Here is a 26,162-nt window from a genome sequence, read left to right on the forward strand (position 1 = left end):
CTCTTCACCTCATCTTGTTTGACTTAAAAGAAAGCTAAATCTTTTACAAATTATAGATATATATAAATGTCATCTTGAATGACTTCTACTTTATGTGTTTGAATACAACCATCATCAGGCTTTTGAACTTCGCCTGTAAGTAATGAAATTTTCCAATCGTGCAACGGACAAAAGACAAATTCACCAGAAACAATTCCTTCCGCTAATGGTCCGTTTTTATGCGGGCATCGATTTTCTACAGCGCGAATATCCCCGTTTGCAAGGCGAAATAACGCAATAGATTTGTCACCGATTCGTACTTCTTTACCAATTTGCATGGGGAGGTCTTTGGCACGCATAATTTTTATTTTCTGTTTTGTGTGTAACATATAAATCGCTCCTTATTGTACAGTTTCTACTTTATACATAGCTTGTAATGACTTTGTTTTTAGAGCTTGTCCCCAGGCTTCTTCATATGTGCTGCGGGCAGTTTGGAAACGTTCATTTAGCGCAGTGACCATGTCTTCCTTTTGCAGTATTTCTTTTACATGTTCTAAGCCCATTCGTTCTACCCAAGGAGCTGTTCGCTCGCCATAAATCCCTGTTTCACGATAATACTGTACATAAGCGGTTGCGATGCGTAATACGTCTTCTTCCGTAGGAACAGTCATAATAAAATCGGCTTCACGAACTTCTGTACCACCATTACCACCGATATAAAGCTGGAAGCCGTTTTCAACACAGACAACTCCAAAGTCTTTTGTTAATGCCTCAGCGCAATTACGTGGACAACCTGTAACACCCATTTTCATTTTGTGAGGTGTATCTACCATCTCTAATGACTGTTCAAGCAACATACCAAGTCCTAAGGAATCTTTTGTACCAAAGCGACAGAAACGAGAACCAACACATGATTTAACATTACGAAGGGATTTTGCATAAGCATAACCGGATGTCATATCAAGATCCGCCCAAACATTTGGTAAATCCTCTTTTTTTACACCATATAAACCAATGCGGCTTGCACCTGTTATTTTTATGAGCGGTACATCATATTTCTTTGCCACCTCTGCAATTCTCATTAAATCATCTGCGTTAGTCACACCGCCGTACATGCGAGGAATAACAGAAAATGTGCCATCATGCTGGATGTTGCCATTCATTCTTTCGTTCACGAAGCGTGAAGCTTTATCATCAGCATATTCTTCTGGATTGGTCATACGTAAATAATAATTCAGTGCAGGACGACATTTAGAGCAGCCATCTTCCTGTACGAAACCAAGGACGTTTCGCACTTCTTTTGGCGATTTTAACGCTTTCTCATGAATAGCTGCGACAACTTCATCACGTGATAAAGAGGTACAACCGCACATACCAATTGATTGAGCAGAAGGATCAAAATGATCGCCCAGTGTATGGGATAAAATTTGCTCAACGATTGGGCGGCATTTCCCACATGAACCAGCTGCTTTTGTGCATCCTTTTACTTCTTCAAAAGTAGTTAACCCTTGCTCCAAAATGGCTTGAACAATGGTTCCTTTTGTAACACCATTACATCCACAAACGGTATCATCAGCACTCATACTTGCAACATCAAGCCCGCTCTCTTCACCAGCTTTATGAAGAAGGGAAACGGCTGTATATTCTTGTATGTCTTCTTCTTTTTGTAACATGCGGAATAGACGTGTGCCGTCTGCAGTATCACCGTATAAGACAATCCCGACAACTTTATTGTCGCGAAGGAAGACTTTCTTATAAGAACGTGTACATTCATTAAAGATAGAAATGGCTCTTGTTTGATCGTCTTCATAGATTTGTCCAGCAGAGAACAAGTCACATCCGGCTACTTTAAGCTGCGTACCAACGATGCTCCCTTTATATTTATCTGTCTGTGTATTTGTTATATGTCTTGCTAATACAACTCCTTGTTCATATAAAGGAGCTACAAGTCCGTAAGCAATTCCGTTATGTTCGGCACATTCGCCAACAGCATAAATTGCGCTGTCTTCTGTTTGCATATAATCGTTAACAACAATTCCGCGATTAACAAGTAACCCAGCGTCTTTTGCTAATTGAGTATTAGGACGTATCCCAACGGCCATTACAACTAAATCGCATGGTACAACATTGCCATCTTCAAACTGAATACCTTCTACATGGTCTGTGCCTAAAATTTTTACGGTTTTCTTTTGCATAAGAAACTTCATGCCTTGCGCTTCTAAGTCCTCACGTAATAATGAAGCTGCTTTCGCATCAAGTTGTTGCTCCATTAAATGTGGCATTAAATGAACTACATGTACATCCATTCCTAGGTCAATGAGACCTCTAGCAGCTTCAAGGCCAAGTAGTCCTCCACCTATCACAACAGCTTTTTTGTATTGTTTAGCAGCATTTATCATAAATTGTGTATCTTCAATGGTGCGGAAACCCGTTACTCCCGGCAGATTCGAACCTTCAATCGGCAGAATGAAGGCACTAGAACCTGTTGCAATAATAAGTTTGTCATATGTAACAATACGCTGTTTTTCAGTAACAACCATTTGTTTTTCCCGATTAATCGTAATTACCTTTTCATTTGGATAAAGTGTAATGTTATTTTCTTTATACCAACTATATTCATTTATGATGATATCTTTTGTAGTAGTTTTTCCTTGTAAGACGTGAGATAGCATAATGCGATTGTAGTTTGGGTGAGGTTCATCACCAAAAATAGTAATATCATAAAGATCTGGTTGTTGTTTTAAAATTTCTTCGATACATCGTATTCCAGCCATACCATTTCCGATCAGGATTAAGCGTTTTTTCATATTCATTTCCCCTCTTAAATGTGAAATGTTTAACAATTTTTTATACCTATAGTATAGATTTTCTGGAAAATAGAGGATGTGACATTAATCACAGTTTTTACAGGTTCACAAATTGTTAAAAATCATATAAAATCCGAATTGGATTCTTACAAAAATGTAAGAGAAATGTAATAAGGTGTGATGGCGGGATCTAGTCTATCTTTTTAAAATAAATATATAGAAAAACTGCGCATATTGTGTGGAGGAGGAGTCAACCTTGCGGTGGGAAGTATTAAAGAAAAAAATTATTATCACTATAATTGCACTGGCGGCTTTGTTAATACTCTTATCGCCAACAAGACTGGGACCAGTAATTGATAAATATAATCCATTTTATAAGACGAAAGAATACTATACTGTTGTGAATGATATTGGTCAACATATCGGTGATGGATGGTATGAATATGAGTTTATTGCTTACGATGAAAAGGGAAGAGAGAAAACGATTATTAAAAAGGTTAACCATATGTTAAAACGAAATGAACCGTTGAAGATCTTTGCAAAAGGAAGTTACGGTGAGTCAATTGTAGAAATTGAACCACAAGATATCCCTGTGCAAGCTAGAACGAAGTTGATGGCGGTGAACTAAAGACAGCCTGCCCGAAGTTGGATAGGTTGTTTTTAGTTTAGAATAATGATGTATCAGGACACCTTAATTAGTGATAGAACCTTACTATTCTAAAATAGTGGAATAAGAATTAATTTAGCTTCTGAAAAAATATATCAATACAACAATATACTGGCAATGAAATAGGAACTTTACTATAATAGCAACGTTGCACTTTTAGGAGGTGGAAGGTTGGGAGCATATTTATTACCTATTCAAACAGCATTTATCACATTTCCGATCGCTGGTTTTCTATTATTAATTCCTTTTCTAATTTGGCAGTATCGGAAACATGGTTATATTCATTACTTTCGCATGTTTATTTTATATTCCTTACTATTATATTGTATGGCGGCATATTATTTAGTCATTTTACCGTTTCCAAGTACATTTGATACGTGTAGTATGCAGCGCCCAGGAACGCAACATTATAATTTAGTACCATTTACATTTGTGAGCGATTTTCTAAAAGAAACAAACGTGATTTGGAATCAACCAGCTACGTATCTCGCTGCATTAAAAGAGCGCAGTTTCCTACAAGCGGCATTTAACGCCATTTTATTATTACCACTAGGAGTGTATTTGCGTTATTATTTCCGACGGAATTTTATGCAAACGTTGTGTATTGTCTTTTTAACTTCTCTATTTTTTGAAATTACGCAAATCACAGGGTTTTATGGTATGTATAATTGTCCATATCGTTTATTTGATGTAGATGATCTCATCTTAAATACAACGAGCGGAGTTATTGGTTTTTGGATTGCACCGCTATTTGTATACTTTTTGCCAGATATGCACCGCTTAGATGAAAAAATTGACTTGCAAAATAAGCCTGTTCGGATGACGCGCCGTGTATTAGCTCTTTGGCTAGATTGGCTTATTCTTGGAATGGTATCAGGGCTATTAATTGGACAACAAGTTCAATTGACATCTGTCTTCCATTCTACTTCGGGATTAGATGAATTATTAAATGGCTTTTTTGTTGTATTTTGTTATTTTATCGTCATCCAATATTTCACGAATGGGAAAACATTCGGGAAATGGTTATTGCACATGCGTGTGAAGGGAAAGGGCGAGAGAATTACATGGCTAGAGTTATTGAAACGCTATGGTCTTTTATATTTCGGAATTGGCGGGATCAATTATCTGTTATTTGCAGTTGCGGTGTCGAATGAAAATAACCCAATCATTTATCTCATTATAGCGATGCTTTTCTTCGTATTTAATGGTTTGTTTTTCTTACATGTTTTACTTCACATGTTTAAACGTGATAAGCGATTATTCTATGAGAAAATAAGCGGGACATATAATGTGATTACCTTTACAAAGAAAAATAGTAACAATAATCATGGGTGACAATATTGTAAGGTGGATGTAAGTTAATTCGATAGTTGTATGTGAGAAACCTTATTATAATAAGAATAGAAAGTATCGCAATATTACTTTCTGTCTGAAGTAATGAAGAATATTGAAAAACCAACTAACCTGTAAAATAGCTCTTATCCTAATAGGGATGGAGTTATTTTTTTGAACCTTACAATATTGTAAGGTTCACGTAAGTTAATTCGATAGCTTGTTTTTTATATTTTTTGCATAATAGAAATAGATTAGGGAGATGATTCAGAAGGGAGACAAATGAGATGTGTAAAGAAGAAGTAGTGAAGGTTCCGCTGAAAGAGTGCTGTAGCTACTTTATGGTTGCTATAGTATGTATTGGATTGTTTGATATAATAACAAATTTAATTGTTAAATAATATAGATATGGAATAAAATGCTAAACATAGAAATAAAGATTTATATGTTTGGTAATAAATTAATATATATAAAACAAGAAAGATGCTCTTTCTTGTTTTTTTATATCCTTTCCTTAAAATCACGTATTAGAATAAGTGTAAGAGGTGATAGGAGTGAAATGGATAGATAGTCATATTTGGATCAATATGAAAGTAAAGAGCAAATGAATATATTAAGCGATGTGAAAAAAAGTGTTGCAATTGATGGATGAATGGGGGTATCAATGAACTATCATTCTTGTTATGAAATATGATCTTTAGCAAAACAGTACCCGTTTGTATATCCAACGATTGGTTTCCACCCAGAACAGCCGATTCAGAAAGAAGAATATGAACCAATTATTGCTATCGGTGAGGTTTGTTTTCCATATTATGTAGGACAAAAGCAGCCGAAACTTGCATTAGAAACGTATATAGAGGTATTAGAGCGATTTATAATTTTGGCTAAGGAATATCATTTGCCAATTATATTACATGCAGTCTATGAATATGCAGACATTGTTTGCGATCTACTTGAAAAGCATGGAATTTCATATGCTCATTTTCATTGGTTTAAGGGAAGTAAAGAAACGATGGAAAGAGTGATTCGAAATGGTTACTATATTTCTATTACACCAAATACTTTGTATAAGGAAAAAATTAGAAGTATCGTCTCGTTTTATCCGTTAAAATATATGGTGATAGGGACAGACGGACCTTGGGAATTTCAAGTGAGTCAAATCACACATCCGAATATGATTAAAGACGTATGAAAGGAAATTCGTGTAATCAAAAATGTTCCGATAGACGAGGTGGCGAGGTGAATATATTGGAATACAGTTCAGTTTTACTTAAGTAAGGCAGAATAGAAAAGGTAAAGTACGAATGAATTTTTTTAAATCAGTCTAAAGCACGATGCTGCGGTATATATTTGTTTGCTATGATAAAGGTTGTAGAGATTGCTAGAACCATATAGATAGAAGGATGAAAAGGAGTAAAATTCAGCAAAGAAAGAGGTAAAAGCAGTGAAAAAATTCTTTGTAGGATTTCTAGTTGTTCTTGGAATGTATTTATATTTTCAAGGTGAAACTGAAGGAATGGAAAGATTGACAAAACAGACAAGTTATAGCGATTCAGAAGAAGCAAAGCGAATGAAACAAATTATTATAGAAGAAGCAAAGAAGGTAAACCTCCCAGAATGGATTCCTCTTACAATTGCTGAACATGAAAGTCGTTTGAACCCAAGAAGTGTTGGAGATAATGGTACTTCATTTGGGTTGTTTCAATTACATCGCGGTGGTGGACTGGCTCCAGAGCATGTAACAGATGAACAACTAAAAGATCCTCGTACAAATGCTCAAATTGCGATGCCTCATCTACTGAAAGGTTATAAAAGAGGAGTACAAAAAGGGTTAACCGATTTTGCTTTATTAAAATATATAGCGAACACATCTGGATGGCCAGGAAACTTAGGGACAGAGTGGACGGATCAAAATATGAAGTATAATGAAGGTTTGCAAGAAGTATACTACCGAAATAAAGGAATCGTAAAAGAGTAGGGGCATGTAGCCTCTATTCTTTTTATTTATATTTGTTTTTCGTATAGTCCAATCGTATCATTTGCGTTTCAATTGCGGTTTTATTTCTTCTAAATTAGTAGAATCCCTTTATGAAAAGAAAACATAAAAGACAAGATACCTATATGTATTGGATATCTTGTCTTTTATGTTCTCGATAGTTTTTTCTTTTGATTGCCTGTTGCACATAAGGAAATGTTTATAACGATGGCTTTCTGCATATCCCTTTTCCCCTTTTATTGTTGATTTAATTCTTGGCTAACAGCTTTTGCATCAATTAAAGCATGAAGAATCATTTTAACCATGTTCATCATCTTTACTCCTCCTTTTATCATTGATTTAATTCTTTTACAACTGCTTGTCCGTTCACTAACACCTCAAGGATTGCTTTTACGATTTCTTTCATCATGATTATTTCCTCCTTTTGTGATCTCTTGTTTCTATCTTTATTGTATAGGGAGGCATCATTTCGCACTATCGCTTTCCATTACGTGAACATAACAGTTTTGTAAGGTTAGATGTGATATTGTGAAATGTTTAGTCTATCTTCATTATTTTCAGAAAAATGATTATTCAAACATTAAAGTGAGGAGAATAAGATACATTATGAAAAATATAAGAGAGGTGACTTGTTTTTCATCTATCTGTTTGTAATAAAATGGTATAATTTTTTTGTTATAGGTGAAATCCACATTTTAAAATGCGAGGAGAATTGTATGTTAAAGTATGCACGTATCATTACGATTATTATGATCTGTTTAGTATATATCAACAATGTTTCACGTGGAACGATAGGTTTGCAAGTATTTATTGGTATGGCATGTTTCATTTATATTTTGAATCATGTATTGCTCTTTCAGCCACAAAAAGGAAAAAAACGTGATTTTTATATATTTCTAACCAATGGAATTGTTACAGCAATGCTTGGATTTTTATTTCCTGAAACATCTTTATACTTGATTATATTTGGGATTGAAGCAGTAGGAATATTTATTCACACATGGCGGAAAGAAGTTGTATATTTTTTTGTGAGTTTTTTCTTTATATGTTGGTTTTCTATTTTGTTATATACATATCAATATACAGGGAAGGTAGAATTGGATACAAACGCCATTAACTTTATGTTTGTACTCTTTAGTGCTTTAGTAGGGAGTTTAATAAGAAAACTGACCGTAGCACATCAAACGGTTGATGAACAGTATGAAAAATTAATATCATCTCATACGGCTTTAAAAGAAGCACATGAACAACTACGGCTTTATGCTAAAGAAGTAGAAGAATTAACTGCTGTTCGGGAACGAAACGATATTGCTAGAGAAATTCATGATACAGTAGGTCATAATATGACAGCTTTACTTGTACAACTGCAACTTGCCGAAGCTTTATGGAAACAAAAGTCAAATGTGACAGAAGATGTTTTGCGTACATGCCATGAATTAGCTAAGAAATCTCTTCAAGAGGTAAGAGCTTCGGTACGTGCACTAAAGGAAGAAAAGAATTTAGGGAATATAGTAGAGAGTATGCGAGAAATGTTAAGGGAGTTTTCAAAAGCGGCGACAGTGCAAGTAACCTTTCAATTAAAAGGAGATCCGATTGTTATTCCGTTATCATTACAGCCAACTCTACTACGTATTATGCAAGAATCTTTAACAAATGCGAAACGTCACGGAAAAGCTAGTGTATGTGAAGTTGAATTATTTTGTGACAGTGAAACAGTAATGTTATCGATTTCTGATAATGGCATCGGCATGAATGAAGTGAGCCCTGGTTTTGGATTAATGAACATGAAAGAACGCATAGAGGAACATGGAGGAGTAATTCGGTTTGAAAGTGAGATAGAGAAGGGATTTCGGCTAAAAGCTGAGTTCCCGTTAAAAGAAAAAACATGGGTAATAGGAGGAACGAAATGATTCGTATTATGATTGTGGACGATCAGCCATTGATTCGTGACGGTTTAGCAATGTTATTAAACTTGCGCCCAGAACTTGAGGTGGTAGGGACAGCAAGTGATGGGGATGAAGTTGTTGAGAAAATAGAAAAACTGCAACCTGAAATTATTTTGATGGATATTCGAATGCCTCGAGTAAATGGGGTGGAAGGAACAAGATTGGTAAGGGGAAAATTTCCAGAAGTCAAAGTACTTATGTTAACGACGTTTAATGATAGTGAACTTATTTTTGAGGCGTTAGAACAAGGTGCAAGTGGTTATTTATTGAAGGATATGGAGACAGATGCGATTGTTCAAGCAATATTAACAGTCCATGGCGGAGGTGCTGTTCTTCCGCAAGATATAACAGCGCAAATTGTAAAGGAATTAAAAAGAACAAAAGTTGTAGACACATCAGAACAAAGTGTTCCAAATCAAATAGAACAATTAACAGAACGTGAAATAGATGTATTAAGGGAAATCGGCCTTGGACTTAATAATAAAGAGATTGCTGAAAAGTTGTTTATTACAGAGGGTACTGTAAAAAATCATGTTTCCAACTTAATTGGTAAGTTAGAGCTTAGAGATCGGACGCAAGCAGCTATATATGCAGTGAGATATGGTATTACTACATACACATGACTTTTAGCATAGAGAAATCGAAAAAAGTAGCCAATGATGCTGCTTTTTTATTTTACATTTCTATCTGAGGAAGGATGGAAGAGAGGGGGCATTTTTTTACAATGGAACTGTAGATGAATGCAAGGAGGATGAAACGTCATGTTAGCTGTGGAACATATTGTGAAATCTTTCGGAAAGAGAGAGGTTGTACAGAATATATCTTTTGAAGTGCATAAAGGGGAAATATTTGGTTTACTTGGGCCAAATGGCGCTGGAAAGTCAACGACGATAGCGATGATTTGCGGGCTCATTCCTTATGATAGTGGTGATATTAAAGTTGGAGGAAAGTCTGTACAAGAGTATCCATTAGATATAAAAAGGAAAATCGGAATTGTTCCACAAGATATTGCTTTATATCCTACGCTTTCTGCGAAAGAGAATTTAATTTTTTGGGGAAAGATGTATGGATTAAGTAGAGCTGTTGCTAAGAAACGATCAGATGAAGTGCTTGCATATGTAGGATTACAAGATCGAGCGAAAGATAAAGTTGAAACATTTTCAGGAGGAATGAAACGCCGAATTAATATTGGAGCAGCGCTCATGCATGAACCAGAGTTATTAATTATGGATGAACCGACAGTAGGAATCGATCCACAATCGCGAAATCATATTTTAGAAACAGTAAAGAAATTAAATGAAAAAGGTATGACTGTTATTTATACAAGTCACTACATGGAAGAAGTAGAGCATTTATGTGAACGAGTTGCCATTGTTGATCATGGAAAAGTGATTGCAGTAGGAACAAAAACAGAGCTATGTAATCGTTTGACAGATGGCTTTATGGTGAAAGTACAATTGAATCATTTCACTCAGAAGTTATTGAGAGAATTAAGGGCAATTCCTACTGTAGAACGGGTTGTTATCCATGAGGAGACAAATACTTTTGATATTGGATTGCAGAATGGAGAGGCTGTTGGTACTGTTGTTTCGGTAGCGGTAGAAAATCGAGCGCAAATTTTAAAACTTGAAGTGCAAGAACCAAATTTAGAAGCCCTTTTTTTACAATTAACAGGGCGGTCACTTCGCGATTAGGGGGAGAATGTTATGAAAAGCCTCATTGTAGCATGGAAAGATGTAAAGATTCGTATCATCGATCGGCGCGGAGTTATGATGATGTTACTAATGCCATTATTGCTCACGGCTATTTTAGGATCGGCACTAAGTAACATATTTGATAACGGAGGACTACCTAAAACAGTAATCGGCTATTATCAAGAAGGCCCGGATGAGTTTGGTGAGATGCTTCGAAAAGACATATTGCAATCAAAAGAGATAGAGAAGGATATAAAAGTAGAAATGGTAACATCACAAAGTGAGCTAGAGGACTTATTAAAAAAACAAAAAATTGATGTTGGGGTAATCATACCAAGCGGCTGGAGTGAACAGATAGAAGAAGGAACTTTAAAAGAAGCAAAACTAATGACGAATCCAGCAAAAGGTATACAAGCAAAAATTGCTGAATCGGTTATTCGTTCTTTTACAGAACAGGCACAAACCATCGCAGTTTCTACTCAGGTTGTTATTACAGAGTTAGCAAAGTCGCAACCTAAAAATATAGAACAAATCGCAAAAGAAGTGAGTACGAATTTACAAACAGTAGCTACTTCCGATAGAGATGAAGTCGAAAAAGGAACCATCGGTAAAAAGACAGTCACTGCCATGCAATATTATGCAGCAGCTATGGTAGTCATGTTTTTATTATTTAATATAACAGTTGGTGCGAAATCTATTATAACGGAGCGAAGAACAGAAACGTTGGCAAGGTTATTCAGTACTCCAACAAGTTCATTCTCTATTTTATTAGGAAAATTCTTTGGAACATTGTTATTTTCTCTTATTCAATTTGGAGTATTTGTATTGGCTACTCATTATGTATTTCATGTGAATTGGGGCGAGAATATATTTCAGATGATAACAGTAGGAACTTCCTATGCCATTTGTGTTTCTGGATTATCGATGCTTATTGCAGCATGGATTCATGAAGAGAAGACGGCAGATTTAATGGGGGGGATTGGAGTTCAATTACTTGCTCTATTAGGCGGATCTATGCTGCCGCTTTATGCGTTTCCAGATAGTCTTCAAACCATTGCTCATATTGCTCCAAATAAATGGGCGCTGACAAGTTTTTTAAACATTATGTCGGGTACATCTTGGAGTACATTACTTCCAGTTATCTTAAGTTTGGCTAGTGCAGGATTTGTTTCAGTAATTATTGGAACTGTTCGTCTACGCATGAGATAGGAGGAGAAGAAATGAAAAAAATTTGGGCGCTTTGTTCGTTAGAGTTAAAACAAGTTTTCACGAAACCGCAAAGCTATATACTCATGTTTGGAATGCCAATCATTTTTACATTCATATTCGGAGGTTTGTTAGGGGGAAGTGGAGACGAAAAAGTAAAGATTAGTTTAGTAGATTATGATCAGTCAAAGTTATCTCATTCGTATTATCAAGAACTGAGAGGGAATCATTTCATTACGATTGAAAAAGGAACTGATCAAGAAGCAAAGCAGAGAGTTGAAAATAAGAAGTCTTCGGGTATTGTTATCATTCCAAAGGGATTTCAAGAGAATGTGATAGCTGGAGAGTCGGGAAAAATTAAATTTCAATCAAGCGCTGATTTTACAGGAAGTTCTTCTGTAGAGCAAGTTCTGCAAAGTACGATTAAAAAAATGAAAATTGAGGTAGCAGCAGCAAAAAAACTCGAACAAACAAGGGGAACTTCTTGGAAGGATGTATATGAAAGTATTCATGCAAAAGTAGAACCTGTCTCAATTGAAAAAGATTCTATAGCAGGGAAGAAAAATTTGAATCACATGGCAGGACGTGCAGCAGGGTTTTCTATTTTATTTGTTATGATTGTTATGCTAAGTGCAACAGGGACGATTTTGAAACTAAGGCAAATGGGAGTATGGTCTCGCCTGCTTGAAACTCCTACATCAAAAGCTCAAATACTAGGCGGATATATACTGTCATTCTTCTTAATCGGATGGGTTCAATTTGGTGTCTTGATGATATTAACGAATCGTTTATTTGATGTTCAATGGGGGGATATGCTGGGAATTATTATGCTTGTATCGGGATTACTGTTAGCGGTCATTGGATTGGCGCTGCTAGTAGCGAGTATTGTAAAAACAGCCGATCAACAATCTGCGCTAGGAAATATTGTTGTGATTTCAACATGTATGATAAGCGGTCTATATTGGCCGATTGAAATTGAACCGGAATGGATGCAACAAATTGCCAATTTCGTTCCGCAAACGTGGGCAATGCGCGGATTTACTGAATTAATTGTAAGAGGTGGAACTTTCATTGATATAACGGGGGAGATTTGCATATTACTGTTGTTTGCAGGCGTATTTTTTATCATTGGTTTAACAAGAATACGTTATGAATGACAAAAAGCAGAGTTTACAGCTTTAAGCGCTGAGCTCTGCTTTCTTTTTGTGTATCGTCCTCTCCTAAGGAGATAATAATAGCCATTCCAAGTATGAAAAAGAATGCTAAAAAGAGGACGAACTTTGGAAAGAATGGGAACAAAAGCAATGCTCCCACAATCATGATTGTCAATGCCACATAGTGCAAGACATATTGGAATAGTTTGTCCATATTTTCGCCCCCTTTTTGGTCATTTGTTAGTAGTTTATGCATAGGAAAGAAAAAATAGAATAATTTTTATGATTTTATACATAAGGTTCATTTTCGAAGTGTATAAGAAAGAAAATTAAAAATATTTAAATAGAATGAATTGACAAAAAATAATCAGAGGTGTAATCTAATATAAATAAAACCTATAGGAAATATATGAATTAAATTATTACCCCCTCACGAACACTTATTTTTTAAAAGATAAAACAAATTTTTCCGATGGGTTTTATAGTTTTTTGAGGGCGATTTAAGAAATACTTAAGAAAGTTAAGGTGGGGACAATGGAGAAAAAGTCAAAAAGATGGGCGAGTGTATTTTCGATTTTACTAGGTAGTTCACTTGTATTATCCGCTTGTGGGGGAGGCGAAGAAGAGGTTTCAACGGAACCTGCCAAGCAGCAGGACTTGAAGAATCTCAAAGTTGAAAAAATCGCAGCTACAGATAAGACGAAAGTTCCGGACAAAGCAAAAAACAGAAAGGATACGCTGATTGCTGGTATTTCGAAACCAGGGGGTGTTTTCTTACCATATTTTCAAGAGAACGGTTGGGATGGCAACGTAACATCTGTTATTTTTGCTTCCCTTGTTACAACAGATAAACAAGGGAAACCAGTTCCCGATTTAGCGGAAAAATGGGATGTTTCTTCCGATCAATTAACATACACATTCCACTTGCGTAAAGATGCAAAGTTTAGTGATGGTTCACCGTTAACAGCGGATGATGTAGCATTCACATTAACGCTTTTACATGATCAAGCATATGAAGGTAGCGATTCTATTTTGCAATATGCGATTAAGGGGGGAAAAGATTACAGAGAAGGGAAGGCAAATGCTATTGAAGGTATTCAAATTATTGACCCACAAACAATTACAATTACAACAGAGAAAGTAAATTCTCAAGCTTTACTCGCTTTAGGAGGACCAGTATTATCGAAGGCATATTACGGTAAGGACTATAAACAAAATACAAGTTTAGATTATTTAAAAGAGCTGTATGGTAAACCGCTTGCTGCCGGCCCTTATAAATTTGAAAAATATATTCCTGGGCAAGAAGTTCGTTTCGTAGCGAATGAACATTATTATGCAGGAGAACCAAAAATTAAAAATTTTATTTATAAAATTACGTCAGCAGATACGAAATTTCAACTATTCCAAACAGGTGAGATAGACTATACAGGTGTTGGAACAGGTGATGAAATTTTAGAACAAGTAAAAGGCTTAGGATTTGCCAATATTGAAATTGAGACGGCATCTTCATTCTCTTATATAAAAATAAATAGTAAAAAGCCATATTTAAAAGATAAAAAAGTTCGACAAGCACTTATCTATGGATTAGATCGTAAAAAGTATGTGGATACAGCCTTGAAAGGTTACGGTACGGTAGCAAACGTACCAATTCATCCAACTTCGTGGGCTTATACAGAAGATGGGATTAATAAGTATGAATATGACAAAGAAAAGGCGAAGAAATTATTAGATGAGGCGGGATGGAAAGTCGGTTCGGATGGAATTCGGGAAAAAGACGGTCAAAAATTAAAAGTAACATATTATGGTGGAAGTTCAGCAAAAGAGGGCGATCTATTCATCCCGATTGCGAAAGAGAATTATAAAGAAATAGGAATTGAGTTTAACCCAGAGTTTATGGATTTTAATACGATGCTTTCAAAAGTGAACAAGGGTGACTATGATTTAGCTGCTGTTGCAACTCCAATTACAGTAGATCCAAGCGAACCAGTTAGTGGTTATTCATCTGAAGGTGATGGAAACACGCTAGGATATAAAAATGAAAAAGTTGATGAGTTAATTCAAAAAGGGCTTGAAACAATTGATATCGAGAAAAGAAAACCGATTTATAAAGAACTATATAAAGAATTAAGTGATGATCCACCTGTTATTCTATTAAACTACCGTAAAATGATTACAGCTTACAACGCAAATATAAAAGGAATTGATCCTGAAAAATATGACAGCATTAGTTCTAATTTACCTGTATTATCAATTGAAAAATAAAGATAAGTCCGTATAAATAGAAGACATTTTTTTATTCGAAACGCTGAATGAAAAAATGTTCTTCTATTTTAAGTACATAAGATTGGGGAGACGAAGGGTGAAAACATATATCATTCGTAGGTTGTTACAAATGATCCCTACACTGTTTGGTACATCTATTATTATCTTCTTCTTATTCGCACTTTTACCAGGGGATTATATTGATTCGAATCCGAAGATTACGCCAGAAAGAGCTGCGGAGCTGAGGGAACTATATGGGTTAAACAAACCAATTATGGAACGTTACTTTCATTGGTTGGGTAATGCATTACAAGGGAACTTTGGTTTTTCTTTGCAATATCAAGAATCTGTAACATCGCTATTAAATAAATTTATTTGGAATTCGTTTATGGTAGCGATTGTAGCTTTATTTTTAATTTGGTTAATCGCGCTTATTGTCGGAGTATTTTCAGCCACAAAACAGCACTCCTTATTCGATAAGCTTGTGACAGTCGGAGTTTTTGCTGCAATGTCATTTCCGTCATTCTTTATTGGCTTATTTCTGATTAAAGTCTTTGCTGTAGATTTTCATTTGTTACCGATAGGTGGAATGATTGATGTTGGTAGTAATTCAACCGGTTTTGCTTATGTTTTAGAAGTTGCTGGACATATGATCCTACCAGTATTTATTTTGACACTTCTTGGTGTAGGGTCGTTAACTCGTTATTTTAGAACAAGTATGCTTGAGGTTGTAAGACAAGATTATATTCGCACAGCACGAGCAAAAGGGCTCAAGGAGAAGGCTGTTATTTATAAACATGCACTAAAAAATGCCATTTTACCAGCTATTACATTGCTTGCATTTGAACTACCAGGATTATTCTCTGGTGCAATTATTATTGAACAAATTTTTAACTGGCCTGGAATTGGAAGCATTCAATTAGAGGCATTAAATTTTCGAGATTATACAGTATTAATGGGCTTTACAATGTTTCTTTCTGTTTTAACGATTGTTTCAAATTTCTTAGCGGATATTGTATATGCTGTTGTGGATCCACGCATTCGGTTGCAGTAAAGGGGGGAGAGAGATGGAAGTTGTTACAACAACTACAGAGATAAAGAAGAAAAAGAAAAGAAGAAATGAATCGTCGCCATGGCGACAGGCCCATAGGAAAATTAAGAAAAATAAAATGGCGTTAGTCGGGTTTTATGCATTAATTTTTATGTTTTTATTTTGTTTTATTGGACCATTCTTTTCACCATATGCATCTGGAAAAATACAAGTTACTTTAATAAATAAACCACCTAGCTTGTTACATTGGCTTGGTACAGATCAACTTGGAAGAGATGTATTAACAAGGCTTATGCAAGCGGGGCGTATATCACTAACAATTGGCTTGGCATCAATGGTTCTATCGGTAATTTTAGGTGCTTTATTAGGTGCCATTTCTGGTTTTTATCGAGGTATTGTTGACAACGTTATTATGCGCCTTGCCGATATTTTAATGTCAATGCCAGGATTACCTTTACTCATTATAATGGGAGCGATTTTATCAGAGTGGAAAATCCCATCAAACTACCGTCTTTATGTCATTATGATTATTTTAAGTTTGGTGGGTTGGCCAGGACTCGCTCGTCTTGTTAGAGGACAAATTTTGTCGCTTCGGGAACAATCCTTTATGCAAGCAGCTGATGTGTTAGGGTTGAAAGACTATCGTAAGATTGTGTATCACTTAATTCCGAACGTATTACCGTTATTGATAGTTGTATCTACCTTAGGGGTTGCAGGGTCTATTTTAGGGGAGTCAGCACTCAGTTATCTAGGTCTTGGAGTTGTTCCACCTACACCTTCATGGGGGAATATGATTCATGCAGCAAACTCACTAATTGATTTTCAAAAGCGTCCGTGGTTATGGATTCCACCAGGGTTTGCTATTTTTATAACCGTTATATCAATTAACTTACTTGGTGATGCACTTCGTGATGCATTAGATCCAAAGATGAAGCGGTAGGTGAAAAGAATGAGCAGAGCAATAGTAGAATTAAAAGATTTACAAACACACTTTCAAACAGAAGAGGGGATTGTGAAAGCTGTTAATCATGTGAGCTTTTCTGTTCGAGAGGGAGAAATTGTTTGTGTGGTTGGTGAATCAGGATGCGGGAAAAGTGTAACAGCTTTATCTATTATGGGACTTATTGATGAATCCGGTCGTATTGTTGGTGGTGACATTCTTTACGAAGGAAAAAGCCTGTTAGGAATGAAAGAGAAGGAGCTTCGTAGTTTAAGAGGAAATGACATAACGATGATTTTTCAAGAGCCAATGACATCTCTTAACCCCGTATTTACTGTTGGGGAACAAATTGTTGAGACATTACGAGAACATGAACTTCTTAGTAAAAATGAAGCATATAAAAAAGCAATTGAACTCATTCGGAAGGTTGGGATTGCACGTGCAGATGAGATTGTTCATTCCTATCCACATGAATTAAGCGGCGGAATGTTACAGCGAATTATGATTGCGGTTGCTCTTAGTTGTAATCCTAAATTGTTAATTGCTGATGAGCCAACAACAGCTCTTGATGTTACAATTCAAGCGCAAATCTTAGATTTACTAAGACAAGTCAAAGAAGAATTCAAAACATCTATTTTATTCATTACACATGACTTAGGTGTTGTAGCAGAAATGGCGGATTATGTTGTTGTGATGTATGGTGGAAAAGTCATTGAAGAAGCGAAAGTATTAGAGCTATTCCAAAATCCGAAGCATCCATATACAAAAGGTTTATTAAAGTCAAAGCCAGTAATGGGAAAACGAACAGATAAACTGTATTCAATTCCTGGGCAAGTTCCAAACTTAGTTGGATTAGGGGAGTTTTGCTACTTTAGTGGTCGCTGTGAGCATTGTATGGATATATGTAGAAATGCAGCGCCAGACCTTAAGGAACATGAAAATAACCATAAAGTAGCATGCTGGTTATATGAGGAGCGTGCTGAGAGATGAGTGAACCATTATTAGAAGTAAAGAATTTAAAAACGTATTTTCCGGTGAAAGGCGGTGTATTTAGAAGGACAATTGGACATGTAAAGGCAGTAGATGGAGTTAGCTTTGCAATCAATAAAGGTGAAGTATTCGGTCTAGTTGGTGAATCTGGAAGTGGTAAAACGACGATTGGGAAAACCATTCTTCGTCTCGTTCCAAAAACAGAAGGTGAAGTGAAATTTAAAGGGGAAGATATTCACTTGTTATCGAAAGAAAAGCTGCGAAAATATCGCCCCAATATGCAACTTGTATTCCAAGATCCATTTAGTTCATTAAATCCAAGGATGCGAATTGGTGAAGCGCTTAGTGAACCAATGTTAGTTCATGGTTTAGCAACAAAGAAAAATGTTCGGGAAAAAGTGTTGGAAGTATTAGAATTGTGTGGATTAGCCCCATATCATATAGATCGTTATCCGCATGAATTTTCTGGAGGACAACGCCAGCGTATTGTGATTGCAAGGGCGATGGCATTAGATCCAGAATTTATTGTTGCCGATGAACCTGTTGCAGCGTTAGATGTATCGATTCAAGCACAAATTATTAATTTGTTTAGTGAGTTGCGTGAGAAAAAAGGTCTTTCCTACTTATTCATTTCGCATGATTTAAGCGTTGTTGAGCATTTATGTACGAAAATAGGGATTATGTATTTAGGGACAATTGTCGAAACAGCTTCTCGTGATCAATTGTATACGAATCCACTTCATCCGTATACAAAAGCGTTATTATCTGCGGTGCCAATTCCCGATCCAACTGTGAAGCGTGAACGAATCATTTTGCAAGGTGATGTTCCAAACCCAGCTAATCCACCATCAGGCTGTCGTTTCCATACGCGCTGCCCAATTGCAACAAATATTTGTAAGCAAGCTGTACCAGAATTTCGAGAAGTTGAGGAAGGACATCACGTTGCTTGTCATCATATGTAAATAAAAAGGCTCTTTCAAATGGTGAAAGAGCCTTTTTATCACTTGCTGGATGAAGGTTGTTTTAATACATATTGTTTAATTGCGTACGCAACGCCATGTTCATCATTTGTTAATGTCACTACATCACATAGTTTCTTTACATCTTCTTCGGCATTTCTCATTGCGACAGATAGACCTGCTATTTCAAGCATTGGCACATCGTTAAAGTTATCACCGATTGCCACGGTATCTCTAAGCGGAATGTTGAAATGTGCCGCCATTTCTCGTAGTCCATTTCCTTTATGACCGTCTTTATCCATAATTTCCAAGTTTGTTGGTGCTGACGCTGTAACCATAATCTCTTTATCTTTTTGTAAAGTTTGTAGTAGTGCCGAGCGGTGTCCGGCATGGAAAGTTAAAATAAAGAATTTAGATATTTCTAAGTCTGCATTACTTATAACATCTTCGATTTTTTGAAAATCAGTAATTAGATTCGATTTTTTTTGTTTTTCTGTAATTCTTTCCAATTCTTCTATTGTAATGTCAAGTTCATGCTTATTTTCTTCAAATGTACGCATAACTTGTTCATTCCAATTATAAGGAGCATAGACTCCTTGGTTTGTATATAATTTATATGGAAAACCTTCAGATTCTAGTAATTTTGCAAGCTTGTATACTTTATCATTTTGTAAACAGCGAGAATTAATTACATTTCCATCCACATATACAATTGCCCCATTGCTTGCTCCAACTGGAAGTGATAACTTATATTCTTCCAATACTTTTAAAGCATCTTCTTTTGCACGACCAGAGCAAATCATTACAATATGCCCAGCTTCTTGTGCAGCATGAATTGCTTGTAAGTTTTCTTTGGAGATTTCAAGATTAGATGATAAGAGTGTACCATCCATATCTAATGCGATTAATTTCAAAATGACCACCTCTTTGCTTTTATTATACATAGTTATGTTAAGGAAATATATCAACTTTGAGATAAAAAGTAGAAGTCAGGAAGTAATCTATTTTAAGGAGAGATAGGAAAAAATCGCTATCATTCGTTTATCCCGTAACAGACCAATTGGTGAGGGCTCATAATCAGTAGAGATGAAGAAAATCCTATTGATTAAAGTTTCACTTTAGTACGCTTATTTTTATGAGTGTAATACAAATGTTACATTTACATTACAAACAATAAAACGATAGAATCCTTTATATAAAAGGATATTAGTAGATATTTTTATTATCTTGTAAAAAAAACGTCATAAATTTTGCAAATGATGTTGCGGATGAAAGGGAGTTATGTTACATTAATGTTACAAACGTTACACGGAGTGAATTATTGTAACGAAAAGATAAAAACTATGAATCAATCATTTCTTCAAAATGATATAGAGATGCATATAAAAGGAGAGGGAAAATATGAACAAAGAGCAAGTGTTACAAGTAACGAAAATGGATTTTTTAGGATCAGCAAGCGGGGCAGCGGCATTAACAGCATTCATCGTATTTTTAGCTAACGTTTTAGTGTAAGAATTGAAATACATATGCAAAACGAAGGGAGCATGAACAATATGGAAAACAAAGAAGCATTACAAGTAACAAAGATGGATTTCTTAGGATCAGCAGTATTAACAGCACTTATCGTATTTCTTTCAAGTGTTTTAGTATAATAAAATTTTTATACTTTATATATAAATAAAAGGAAGGGAGCATGAGGAATATGGAACAAGTATTACAAGTAACAAAGATGGATTTTTTAGGCACAGCAAGTGGGGCAGCCGTGTTAACAATGTTAATCGTATTCCTTGCAAATGTATTTGTATGATGAATAGAAATAGAAAGAATTTTTCATATTTGATTCGAACAATTATTTTAACAAGATAAAAGCTCTAACATATTAATTATTGATAATATGTTAGAGCTTTTTTTATTTTTGAGTGTTTTGTTGGAAATGAGCTAACTTTTAGATAGAAAAAAGTCGAATTTTATGTGGGAGAAAAAAAGAGGAATTTGACAGAAAAAATAGAAAAATTAAAAAGTCGCAAATTTGTTAGCTTGCTAACTAATTTGCTATTAGTATCTGAAAGAGTTTTCGAATGGTTGTAAGTATGTAATATTCAATTCATTTACAGGGGGATGAGAAAGTTATGAAACAACAATCTATGGATGCGTTGACTGCACAAATGGAGGATTTTTTCCCAGTACGTGATGTAGACCATGTAGAATTTTATGTAGGAAATGCAAAGCAGGCAAGTTATTATCTTGCAAGAGCATTTGGCTTCAAAATCGTAGCTTATTCTGGATTAGAGACAGGAAACCGCGAAAAGGTATCTTATGTTCTTGTACAAAAAAATATGCGCTTTGTTGTGTCTGGAGCATTAAATAGTGATAATCGTATCGCAGAATTTGTAAAACTTCATGGAGATGGGGTAAAAGACGTTGCGCTACTTGTTGACGATGTCGAGAAAGCATACTCAGAAGCTGTGAAACGAGGTGCTGTTGCAATTTCCCCTCCGGAAGAGTTAACAGATGAGAATGGAGCAATAAAAAAAGCAGTAATTGGTACGTATGGGGATACAATTCATACGCTTGTAGAGCGTAAAAACTATAAAGGAACATTTATGCCTGGCTATGAAAAAGCTGAGTTCGAAGTCCCATCAGAAGAAGCAGGTTTAATTGCTGTAGACCATGTTGTCGGTAACGTTGAGAAAATGGAAGAATGGGTTAGCTATTACGAAAATGTTATGGGCTTTAAACAAATGATTCATTTTGATGATGAAGATATTAGTACGGAATATTCTGCGTTGATGTCAAAAGTTATGACAAATGGAAGTCGTATTAAATTCCCGATTAATGAGCCTGCAGAAGGGAAACGAAAGTCGCAAATACAAGAATACTTAGAGTTTTACAATGGTGAGGGTGTACAACACCTTGCATTGTTAACAAATGATATTGTCAAAACAGTTGAAGCGCTTCGTGCCAATGGAGTTGAATTTTTAGACACACCAGATACGTATTATGAAGAATTAACGGCACGTGTCGGAGAAATCGATGAGGAAGTTGAAAAATTAAAAGAGCTTAAGATTTTAGTAGACCGTGATGATGAAGGATACTTACTACAAATTTTTACAAAACCGATTGTAGATCGTCCAACCTTATTTATTGAAATTATTCAGCGTAAAGGATCTCGTGGATTCGGAGAAGGGAACTTTAAGGCGTTATTTGAATCAATTGAAAGAGAGCAAGAACGTCGCGGAAACCTATAAAATGTATATCCACCAGTAAGAAATCGGACTGCTGGTGGATACGTTATTTGATGATAAGCAGGGAGGAGTATTGATGAAATTTGTTACGTTTCGTCTTCCTTCACAAGAGATGCGAGCAGGGTGGCTAGAAGGCGATCAAGTGATTGATATGAATATAGCAAGTGGTGGCGTACTTCCTTCTACAATGCTGGCTTTTTTAGAGAAAGCGAATGAGCACTTAGAGATTGCACGTCGTATTCAAAAGCCGACAAGTGGTATATACCCTTTAGAACATGTGGAACTTTGTGCTGCACTTCCAAATCCGAGCAGTATACGCGATTTCTATGCTTTTGAACAACATGTCAAAACAGCCCGTGGGCGTCGTGGTTTAGATGTCGTTCCTGAATGGTATGATATTGCGGTTTTTTATTTTACGAATCACCGTGCTGTAATCGGTCCAGATCATGTTGTCATTGGACCAAAGAATACCGAAAAGCTTGATTATGAATTAGAAATTGCTTGTGTTATAGGGAAAGAAGGTAGAGATATTCCGCGTGAACAAGCGGAAGAATATATTTTTGGTTATTGTATTATGAATGATTGGAGTGCAAGGGATTTACAGGCAAAAGAGATGAAAGTAGGGCTTGGGCCAGCAAAAGGAAAAGATTTTGCCACTTCATTAGGTGCTTATCTTGTTACAAAAGATGAGCTGGACATATATCGATTACAGGATCGTTATAACTTGGAAATGACCGCCCGTGTAAATGGAAATCTCTTATCCAAAGGGAATTTTCAAGATATTTATTATACGTTTGCAGAAATGATTGAGCGTGCCTCTGAAAATGTTACGTTATACCCTGGAGATGTAATAGGTTCTGGAACAGTAGGGACTGGATGCATTTTAGAATTAGGGACGGAGCAGTGGCTACAAGATGGCGATGTAGTAGAACTTGAAATTACAGGATTAGGTACACTGCGTAATACAATTAAAAAAGAGATGAAAGCAGGTGATGACCATGTATTATCGTCACATGGGAGAACTTCCCCATAAAAGACATGTACAATTTCGTAAAAAAGATGGATCACTTTACCGTGAACAAGTAATGGGAACAAAAGGTTTTTCGGGTACACAATCCATTTTATATCATCACTATATGCCGACAGAAGTAGAGCGCGCTACATTAGCGTATTCTTGTCAATTACAGTATGAAGAAGAGGGGGCGCTTTCGCATCGTCATTTTCGTACGAAGGAGAATCAAAAGAAAGGCGATGTAATAAGTGGTAGAAATTTTATATTAGGAAATGAAGATTTATTAATTGGTGTTGTACATCCGACGGAAAAAATGGACTATTTTTACCGCAATGGTGATGGAGATGAAATGTTATTTATCCATCATGGAACTGGAAAAATCGAAACGATGTTTGGAACGATTCATTATCGCAAAGGAGATTATATAACGATTCCAATCGGGACAATATATCGAATGATTCCAGACGAAGGTGAATCTAAGTTTCTTGTTGTAGAGGCGAATAGTCAAATTACAACACCGCGTCGTTATCGAAATGAGTATGGTCAGTTATTAGAACATAGCCCTTTCTGCGAGAGGGATATTCGCGGTCCAGAGAAACTGGAGACATATGATGAAAAGGGTGAATTTGTCGTTATGACAAAATCACGTGGATTTATGCATAAGCATGTTTTAGGTCATCATCCGTTAGATGTCGTTGGGTGGGACGGATATTTATATCCATGGGTCTTTAATATTGAAGATTTTGAACCGATTACAGGCCGTATTCATCAACCACCACCAGTTCATCAAACGTTTGAAGGGCATAATTTTGTTATTTGTTCTTTTGTACCTCGTTTATATGATTACCATCCTAAGGCTATTCCAGCACCGTATTATCATAGTAACGTGAATAGTGATGAGGTTCTGTATTATGTGGAAGGAAACTTTATGAGTAGGAAGGGGGTAGAAGAGGGGTCTATTACACTCCATCCAAGTGGAATTCCTCATGGACCGCATCCAGGTAAAACAGAAGCGAGTTTAGGGAAAAAGGAAACAATTGAATTAGCGGTTATGATTGATACATTCCGTCCGCTGCGCATTGTAAAACAAGCGCATGAAATAGAAGATGAAAAGTATATGTATAGTTGGATTGAAGAAAATTCGTATACAGTTAAATAGAAGAAAGAGCATGTTCAAAAAATGAACATGCTCTTTCTTTTTGGAATCGACAATGTATAGAATAGCAAAAATAACCAAAAAAAGATATAGGGATATAATGTTTGTTTATTTTTGATTGATTGAGGTGTAATGCTGCAATATGTACGCGCTGCATACGATGTAATAAATGATGAGCGTCGTGTGTTTTTCACAATAACAGGATATGTGTTTTGAAAATTTACATTTTTCTGTAATTGTTATAACATAATAAATGGCTAAATAAAGGGGGAAAAACATGAAGGAAACATGGCGTGAATTGAGAGGGATGGATCGTAATGTATGGATTCGATTTATAGGAGAAACGTTAAATGGAATTGCGATGATGATGTTGATGCCGTTTTTTGCATTGTATTTAAAAGATCGTGTAGATTCCTTATTTCAGGTAGGAATTATTATGGCGCTTTCTCCTATCGCAGCGAGTATCGGTTCTCTTATAGGGGGAAGAATTGCTGATATATATGGAAGAAAGCCCATTATGATTTTTTCGATGGCTAGTAATGCGCTCTTGATGCTCGGCTTTTTATTTATAGAAGGATTTATTCCTTATGCTATATTATCTATTCTTTTGGGATTTAGTAACTCGTTATTTCATCCAGCGGCGTCTGCAATGGTAGCTGATGTTACTGCACCTGAAAAAAGAACAGAGGCATATGGTCTATTGCGGATGGGACATAATATTGGGGCAGCAATTGGACCGATTCTGGGTTCATTGGTCGTTATACTATCAAAAGACCTTGTGTTTATGATTGCAGCATCTACTATGTTGTTTTATGCATTACTTGTCTTCCTATTGATTCGTGAAACAATGCCGAAAGCTCAGATTGCCCAATCAAAAGGTGAAAGTAAGCAAAGAGGTTCTGTTTGGAGAGTTGTTTTAAAAGATAGAGTTTTAATGGTTTATTTGTTGGCAGGAATTATTATTTCAATGGGATTTTCTCAAACGGAGGGAATGCTCCCGCTTCATTTTGATAATGAAATGAAAGATATATTGGGGAAAAATAATCCGTACCCATATTTAATGGCTTTAAATGGCCTACTAGTTGTTTTATTTCAATTTCAAATTTCTAAATGGGCAACAGATAAGCCGGTTGGGAAGACGATGTTATATGGTGCGTGGCTATTTGGATTTGGTTTGTTTTTTATAGGATGGGTACCAAAATGGTTTGGCAACTTTGGAACCAATGTGACAGTTCTCTTCATCATATTGCTAATTATATATGCTGTATACACATTAGGAGAGATGATTATGTCTCCTGTACAAATGACATTTGTTGCTAATTTAGCACCGGAACATTTACGCGGGACATATATGGGTGCGGCAAGTTTGCAATGGATTACAGGGAATGCGTTTGGGCCTCTTTTAGGAGGTGTGTTACTTGACCGCTTATTAGGGCACTTATTATTTACAATTTTAGCGATAGGCTGCATAGTAGCAGGTCTTGTATACATATCATTAGATCATCTTGTTGAAAAGAAGCAAAAGGAAAATGCAGTAAAGCAATCTTTATAATGAATAGGTGACATACACAAAAGGAATGAATTTTTCATATTTTAGGGCAGTAAGACTCCCGCCTCAAGATTCAGAAAGAAGCAAGGAAGATAGGTGGGAGTAGGGAGGCCCGTAACAGCCCGATTGGTGAAGGATCATAATCAGTGGGGGATGAAGCCCCCCACTGATTAAAGTTTCACATTATATACTTCTAATAGAGAAACCAATACACGGT

General features: G+C 35.9%; 24 protein-coding genes and 1 pseudogene. 21 read left to right on the forward strand and 4 right to left on the reverse strand.

Annotation, left to right across the window (positions count from 1 at the left end):
• Positions 1-50 precede the first annotated feature (50 nt).
• Positions 51-368: a nitrite reductase small subunit NirD gene (gene nirD, locus BCER98_RS01210; protein WP_011983335.1), complete on the reverse strand. Its 318-nt coding sequence runs from the start codon at positions 366-368 to the stop codon at positions 51-53.
• A 12-nt stretch (positions 369-380) separates the two neighbouring features.
• Positions 381-2,786, reverse strand: coding sequence for a nitrite reductase large subunit NirB (gene nirB / locus BCER98_RS01215; protein ID WP_011983336.1), 2,406 nt, complete (start codon positions 2,784-2,786; stop codon positions 381-383).
• Between the two features lie 256 nt (positions 2,787-3,042).
• Here nirB and BCER98_RS01220 point away from each other — a divergent pair, with 256 nt between their 5' ends.
• The 9 genes and pseudogenes from BCER98_RS01220 to BCER98_RS01260 all read left to right on the forward strand — a co-directional run bounded on the left by BCER98_RS01220 (position 3,043) and on the right by BCER98_RS01260 (position 12,784).
• Positions 3,043-3,414 carry a YxeA family protein gene (locus BCER98_RS01220; RefSeq protein WP_011983337.1) on the forward strand — a complete coding sequence of 124 codons (372 nt, stop codon included), beginning with the start codon at positions 3,043-3,045 and terminating at the stop codon, positions 3,412-3,414.
• A 210-nt stretch (positions 3,415-3,624) separates the two neighbouring features.
• Positions 3,625-4,788, forward strand: coding sequence for a VanZ family protein (locus BCER98_RS01225; RefSeq protein WP_011983338.1), 1,164 nt, complete (start codon positions 3,625-3,627; stop codon positions 4,786-4,788).
• Positions 4,789-5,339: 551 nt separating this feature from the next.
• A pseudogene (locus BCER98_RS01230) lies at positions 5,340-6,028 on the forward strand (TatD family hydrolase).
• 201 nt (positions 6,029-6,229) lie between these two features.
• Positions 6,230-6,763 (forward strand): transglycosylase SLT domain-containing protein, encoded by a 534-nt coding sequence (locus tag BCER98_RS01235; RefSeq protein ID WP_011983339.1) that lies wholly within the window; start codon positions 6,230-6,232, stop codon positions 6,761-6,763.
• A gap of 734 nt (positions 6,764-7,497) precedes the next feature.
• Positions 7,498-8,691, forward strand: coding sequence for a sensor histidine kinase (locus tag BCER98_RS01240; protein WP_011983340.1), 1,194 nt, complete (start codon positions 7,498-7,500; stop codon positions 8,689-8,691).
• Positions 8,688-9,350, forward strand: a complete 663-nt coding sequence (locus tag BCER98_RS01245) for a response regulator (protein WP_011983341.1) — start codon at positions 8,688-8,690, stop codon at positions 9,348-9,350. The genes BCER98_RS01240 and BCER98_RS01245 overlap by 4 nt, the downstream gene beginning before the upstream one ends.
• A gap of 138 nt (positions 9,351-9,488) precedes the next feature.
• Positions 9,489-10,421, forward strand: a complete 933-nt coding sequence (locus BCER98_RS01250) for an ABC transporter ATP-binding protein (protein ID WP_011983342.1) — start codon at positions 9,489-9,491, stop codon at positions 10,419-10,421.
• A gap of 12 nt (positions 10,422-10,433) precedes the next feature.
• Positions 10,434-11,630 carry an ABC transporter permease gene (locus BCER98_RS01255; RefSeq protein ID WP_011983343.1) on the forward strand — a complete coding sequence of 399 codons (1,197 nt, stop codon included), beginning with the start codon at positions 10,434-10,436 and terminating at the stop codon, positions 11,628-11,630.
• Between the two features lie 11 nt (positions 11,631-11,641).
• A complete protein-coding gene (locus BCER98_RS01260; RefSeq protein ID WP_011983344.1) occupies positions 11,642-12,784 on the forward strand; it encodes an ABC transporter permease in 1,143 nt (380 codons plus the stop codon).
• A 13-nt stretch (positions 12,785-12,797) separates the two neighbouring features.
• On the opposite strand, the gene BCER98_RS01265 is transcribed toward BCER98_RS01260, so the two are convergent.
• Positions 12,798-12,995, reverse strand: a complete 198-nt coding sequence (locus tag BCER98_RS01265; RefSeq protein WP_041809369.1) for a hypothetical protein — start codon at positions 12,993-12,995, stop codon at positions 12,798-12,800.
• 320 nt (positions 12,996-13,315) lie between these two features.
• On the opposite strand from BCER98_RS01265, the gene BCER98_RS01270 reads away from it, so the two are divergent.
• The 5 genes from BCER98_RS01270 (at position 13,316) to BCER98_RS01290 (ending at position 18,986) form a co-directional block, all read left to right on the forward strand.
• Positions 13,316-15,043, forward strand: coding sequence for an ABC transporter substrate-binding protein (locus BCER98_RS01270; RefSeq protein WP_011983346.1), 1,728 nt, complete (start codon positions 13,316-13,318; stop codon positions 15,041-15,043).
• 97 nt (positions 15,044-15,140) lie between these two features.
• Complete coding sequence (locus BCER98_RS01275) at positions 15,141-16,097, forward strand: ABC transporter permease (RefSeq protein WP_011983347.1); 957 nt, start codon at positions 15,141-15,143, stop codon at positions 16,095-16,097.
• A 13-nt stretch (positions 16,098-16,110) separates the two neighbouring features.
• Positions 16,111-17,034 (forward strand): oligopeptide ABC transporter permease, encoded by a 924-nt coding sequence (gene opp4C / locus BCER98_RS01280; protein WP_011983348.1) that lies wholly within the window; start codon positions 16,111-16,113, stop codon positions 17,032-17,034.
• A gap of 9 nt (positions 17,035-17,043) precedes the next feature.
• The gene (locus BCER98_RS01285) at positions 17,044-18,024 is read left to right on the forward strand and encodes an ABC transporter ATP-binding protein (RefSeq protein ID WP_011983349.1); all 981 of its coding nucleotides are present in this window, start codon (positions 17,044-17,046) and stop codon (positions 18,022-18,024) included.
• A complete protein-coding gene (locus tag BCER98_RS01290; protein ID WP_011983350.1) occupies positions 18,021-18,986 on the forward strand; it encodes an ABC transporter ATP-binding protein in 966 nt (321 codons plus the stop codon). Before BCER98_RS01285 ends, BCER98_RS01290 begins: the two co-directional genes overlap by 4 nt.
• Before the next feature lie 38 nt (positions 18,987-19,024).
• Here BCER98_RS01290 and BCER98_RS01295 read toward each other — a convergent pair whose 3' ends face one another.
• Positions 19,025-19,897, reverse strand: a complete 873-nt coding sequence (locus BCER98_RS01295) for a Cof-type HAD-IIB family hydrolase (RefSeq protein ID WP_011983351.1) — start codon at positions 19,895-19,897, stop codon at positions 19,025-19,027.
• Positions 19,898-20,384: 487 nt separating this feature from the next.
• On the opposite strand from BCER98_RS01295, the gene BCER98_RS01300 reads away from it, so the two are divergent.
• The 7 genes from BCER98_RS01300 to BCER98_RS01330 all read left to right on the forward strand — a co-directional run bounded on the left by BCER98_RS01300 (position 20,385) and on the right by BCER98_RS01330 (position 25,948).
• Positions 20,385-20,495 carry a DUF3948 family protein gene (locus BCER98_RS01300; protein ID WP_011983352.1) on the forward strand — a complete coding sequence of 37 codons (111 nt, stop codon included), beginning with the start codon at positions 20,385-20,387 and terminating at the stop codon, positions 20,493-20,495.
• 32 nt (positions 20,496-20,527) lie between these two features.
• Positions 20,528-20,635: a DUF3948 family protein gene (locus tag BCER98_RS01305; RefSeq protein WP_109456132.1), complete on the forward strand. Its 108-nt coding sequence runs from the start codon at positions 20,528-20,530 to the stop codon at positions 20,633-20,635.
• A 41-nt stretch (positions 20,636-20,676) separates the two neighbouring features.
• A complete protein-coding gene (locus BCER98_RS01310; RefSeq protein WP_011983354.1) occupies positions 20,677-20,790 on the forward strand; it encodes a DUF3948 family protein in 114 nt (37 codons plus the stop codon).
• A 322-nt stretch (positions 20,791-21,112) separates the two neighbouring features.
• Positions 21,113-22,231, forward strand: coding sequence for a 4-hydroxyphenylpyruvate dioxygenase (hppD, locus tag BCER98_RS01315; RefSeq protein ID WP_011983355.1), 1,119 nt, complete (start codon positions 21,113-21,115; stop codon positions 22,229-22,231).
• A 73-nt stretch (positions 22,232-22,304) separates the two neighbouring features.
• On the forward strand, positions 22,305-23,261 hold the full coding sequence (locus BCER98_RS01320) for a fumarylacetoacetate hydrolase family protein (protein ID WP_011983356.1): 957 nt from the start codon (positions 22,305-22,307) through the stop codon (positions 23,259-23,261).
• Complete coding sequence (locus tag BCER98_RS01325) at positions 23,227-24,399, forward strand: homogentisate 1,2-dioxygenase (protein ID WP_011983357.1); 1,173 nt, start codon at positions 23,227-23,229, stop codon at positions 24,397-24,399. Before BCER98_RS01320 ends, BCER98_RS01325 begins: the two co-directional genes overlap by 35 nt.
• 274 nt (positions 24,400-24,673) lie before the next feature.
• A complete protein-coding gene (locus tag BCER98_RS01330; RefSeq protein ID WP_011983358.1) occupies positions 24,674-25,948 on the forward strand; it encodes an MDR family MFS transporter in 1,275 nt (424 codons plus the stop codon).
• The last annotated feature ends 214 nt before the right edge of the window (positions 25,949-26,162 follow it).

This window comes from Bacillus cytotoxicus NVH 391-98 (genome assembly GCF_000017425.1).
Taxonomy (GTDB): domain Bacteria; phylum Bacillota; class Bacilli; order Bacillales; family Bacillaceae_G; genus Bacillus_A; species Bacillus_A cytotoxicus.

Bases quoted from the DNA above. Each gene is read 5' to 3' on its own strand.
- BCER98_RS01270 (WP_011983346.1), top strand. From the start codon at position 13,316: ATGGAGAAAAAGTCAAAAAGATGGGCGAGTGTATTTTCGATTTTACTA.
- BCER98_RS01245 (WP_011983341.1), top strand. From the start codon at position 8,688: ATGATTCGTATTATGATTGTGGACGATCAGCCATTGATTCGTGACGGT.
- BCER98_RS01285 (WP_011983349.1), top strand. From the start codon at position 17,044: ATGAGCAGAGCAATAGTAGAATTAAAAGATTTACAAACACACTTTCAA.
- BCER98_RS01260 (WP_011983344.1), top strand. From the start codon at position 11,642: ATGAAAAAAATTTGGGCGCTTTGTTCGTTAGAGTTAAAACAAGTTTTC.
- BCER98_RS01240 (WP_011983340.1), top strand. From the start codon at position 7,498: ATGTTAAAGTATGCACGTATCATTACGATTATTATGATCTGTTTAGTA.
- BCER98_RS01250 (WP_011983342.1), top strand. From the start codon at position 9,489: ATGTTAGCTGTGGAACATATTGTGAAATCTTTCGGAAAGAGAGAGGTT.
- hppD (WP_011983355.1), top strand. From the start codon at position 21,113: ATGAAACAACAATCTATGGATGCGTTGACTGCACAAATGGAGGATTTT.
- BCER98_RS01255 (WP_011983343.1), top strand. From the start codon at position 10,434: ATGAAAAGCCTCATTGTAGCATGGAAAGATGTAAAGATTCGTATCATC.
- BCER98_RS01265 (WP_041809369.1), bottom strand. From the start codon at position 12,995: ATGGACAAACTATTCCAATATGTCTTGCACTATGTGGCATTGACAATC.
- opp4C (WP_011983348.1), top strand. From the start codon at position 16,111: ATGGAAGTTGTTACAACAACTACAGAGATAAAGAAGAAAAAGAAAAGA.
- BCER98_RS01325 (WP_011983357.1), top strand. From the start codon at position 23,227: ATGTATTATCGTCACATGGGAGAACTTCCCCATAAAAGACATGTACAA.
- BCER98_RS01310 (WP_011983354.1), top strand. From the start codon at position 20,677: ATGAGGAATATGGAACAAGTATTACAAGTAACAAAGATGGATTTTTTA.
- BCER98_RS01290 (WP_011983350.1), top strand. From the start codon at position 18,021: ATGAGTGAACCATTATTAGAAGTAAAGAATTTAAAAACGTATTTTCCG.
- BCER98_RS01330 (WP_011983358.1), top strand. From the start codon at position 24,674: ATGAAGGAAACATGGCGTGAATTGAGAGGGATGGATCGTAATGTATGG.
- BCER98_RS01320 (WP_011983356.1), top strand. From the start codon at position 22,305: ATGAAATTTGTTACGTTTCGTCTTCCTTCACAAGAGATGCGAGCAGGG.
- BCER98_RS01305 (WP_109456132.1), top strand. From the start codon at position 20,528: ATGAACAATATGGAAAACAAAGAAGCATTACAAGTAACAAAGATGGAT.
- nirB (WP_011983336.1), bottom strand. From the start codon at position 2,786: ATGAAAAAACGCTTAATCCTGATCGGAAATGGTATGGCTGGAATACGA.
- nirD (WP_011983335.1), bottom strand. From the start codon at position 368: ATGTTACACACAAAACAGAAAATAAAAATTATGCGTGCCAAAGACCTC.
- BCER98_RS01300 (WP_011983352.1), top strand. From the start codon at position 20,385: ATGAACAAAGAGCAAGTGTTACAAGTAACGAAAATGGATTTTTTAGGA.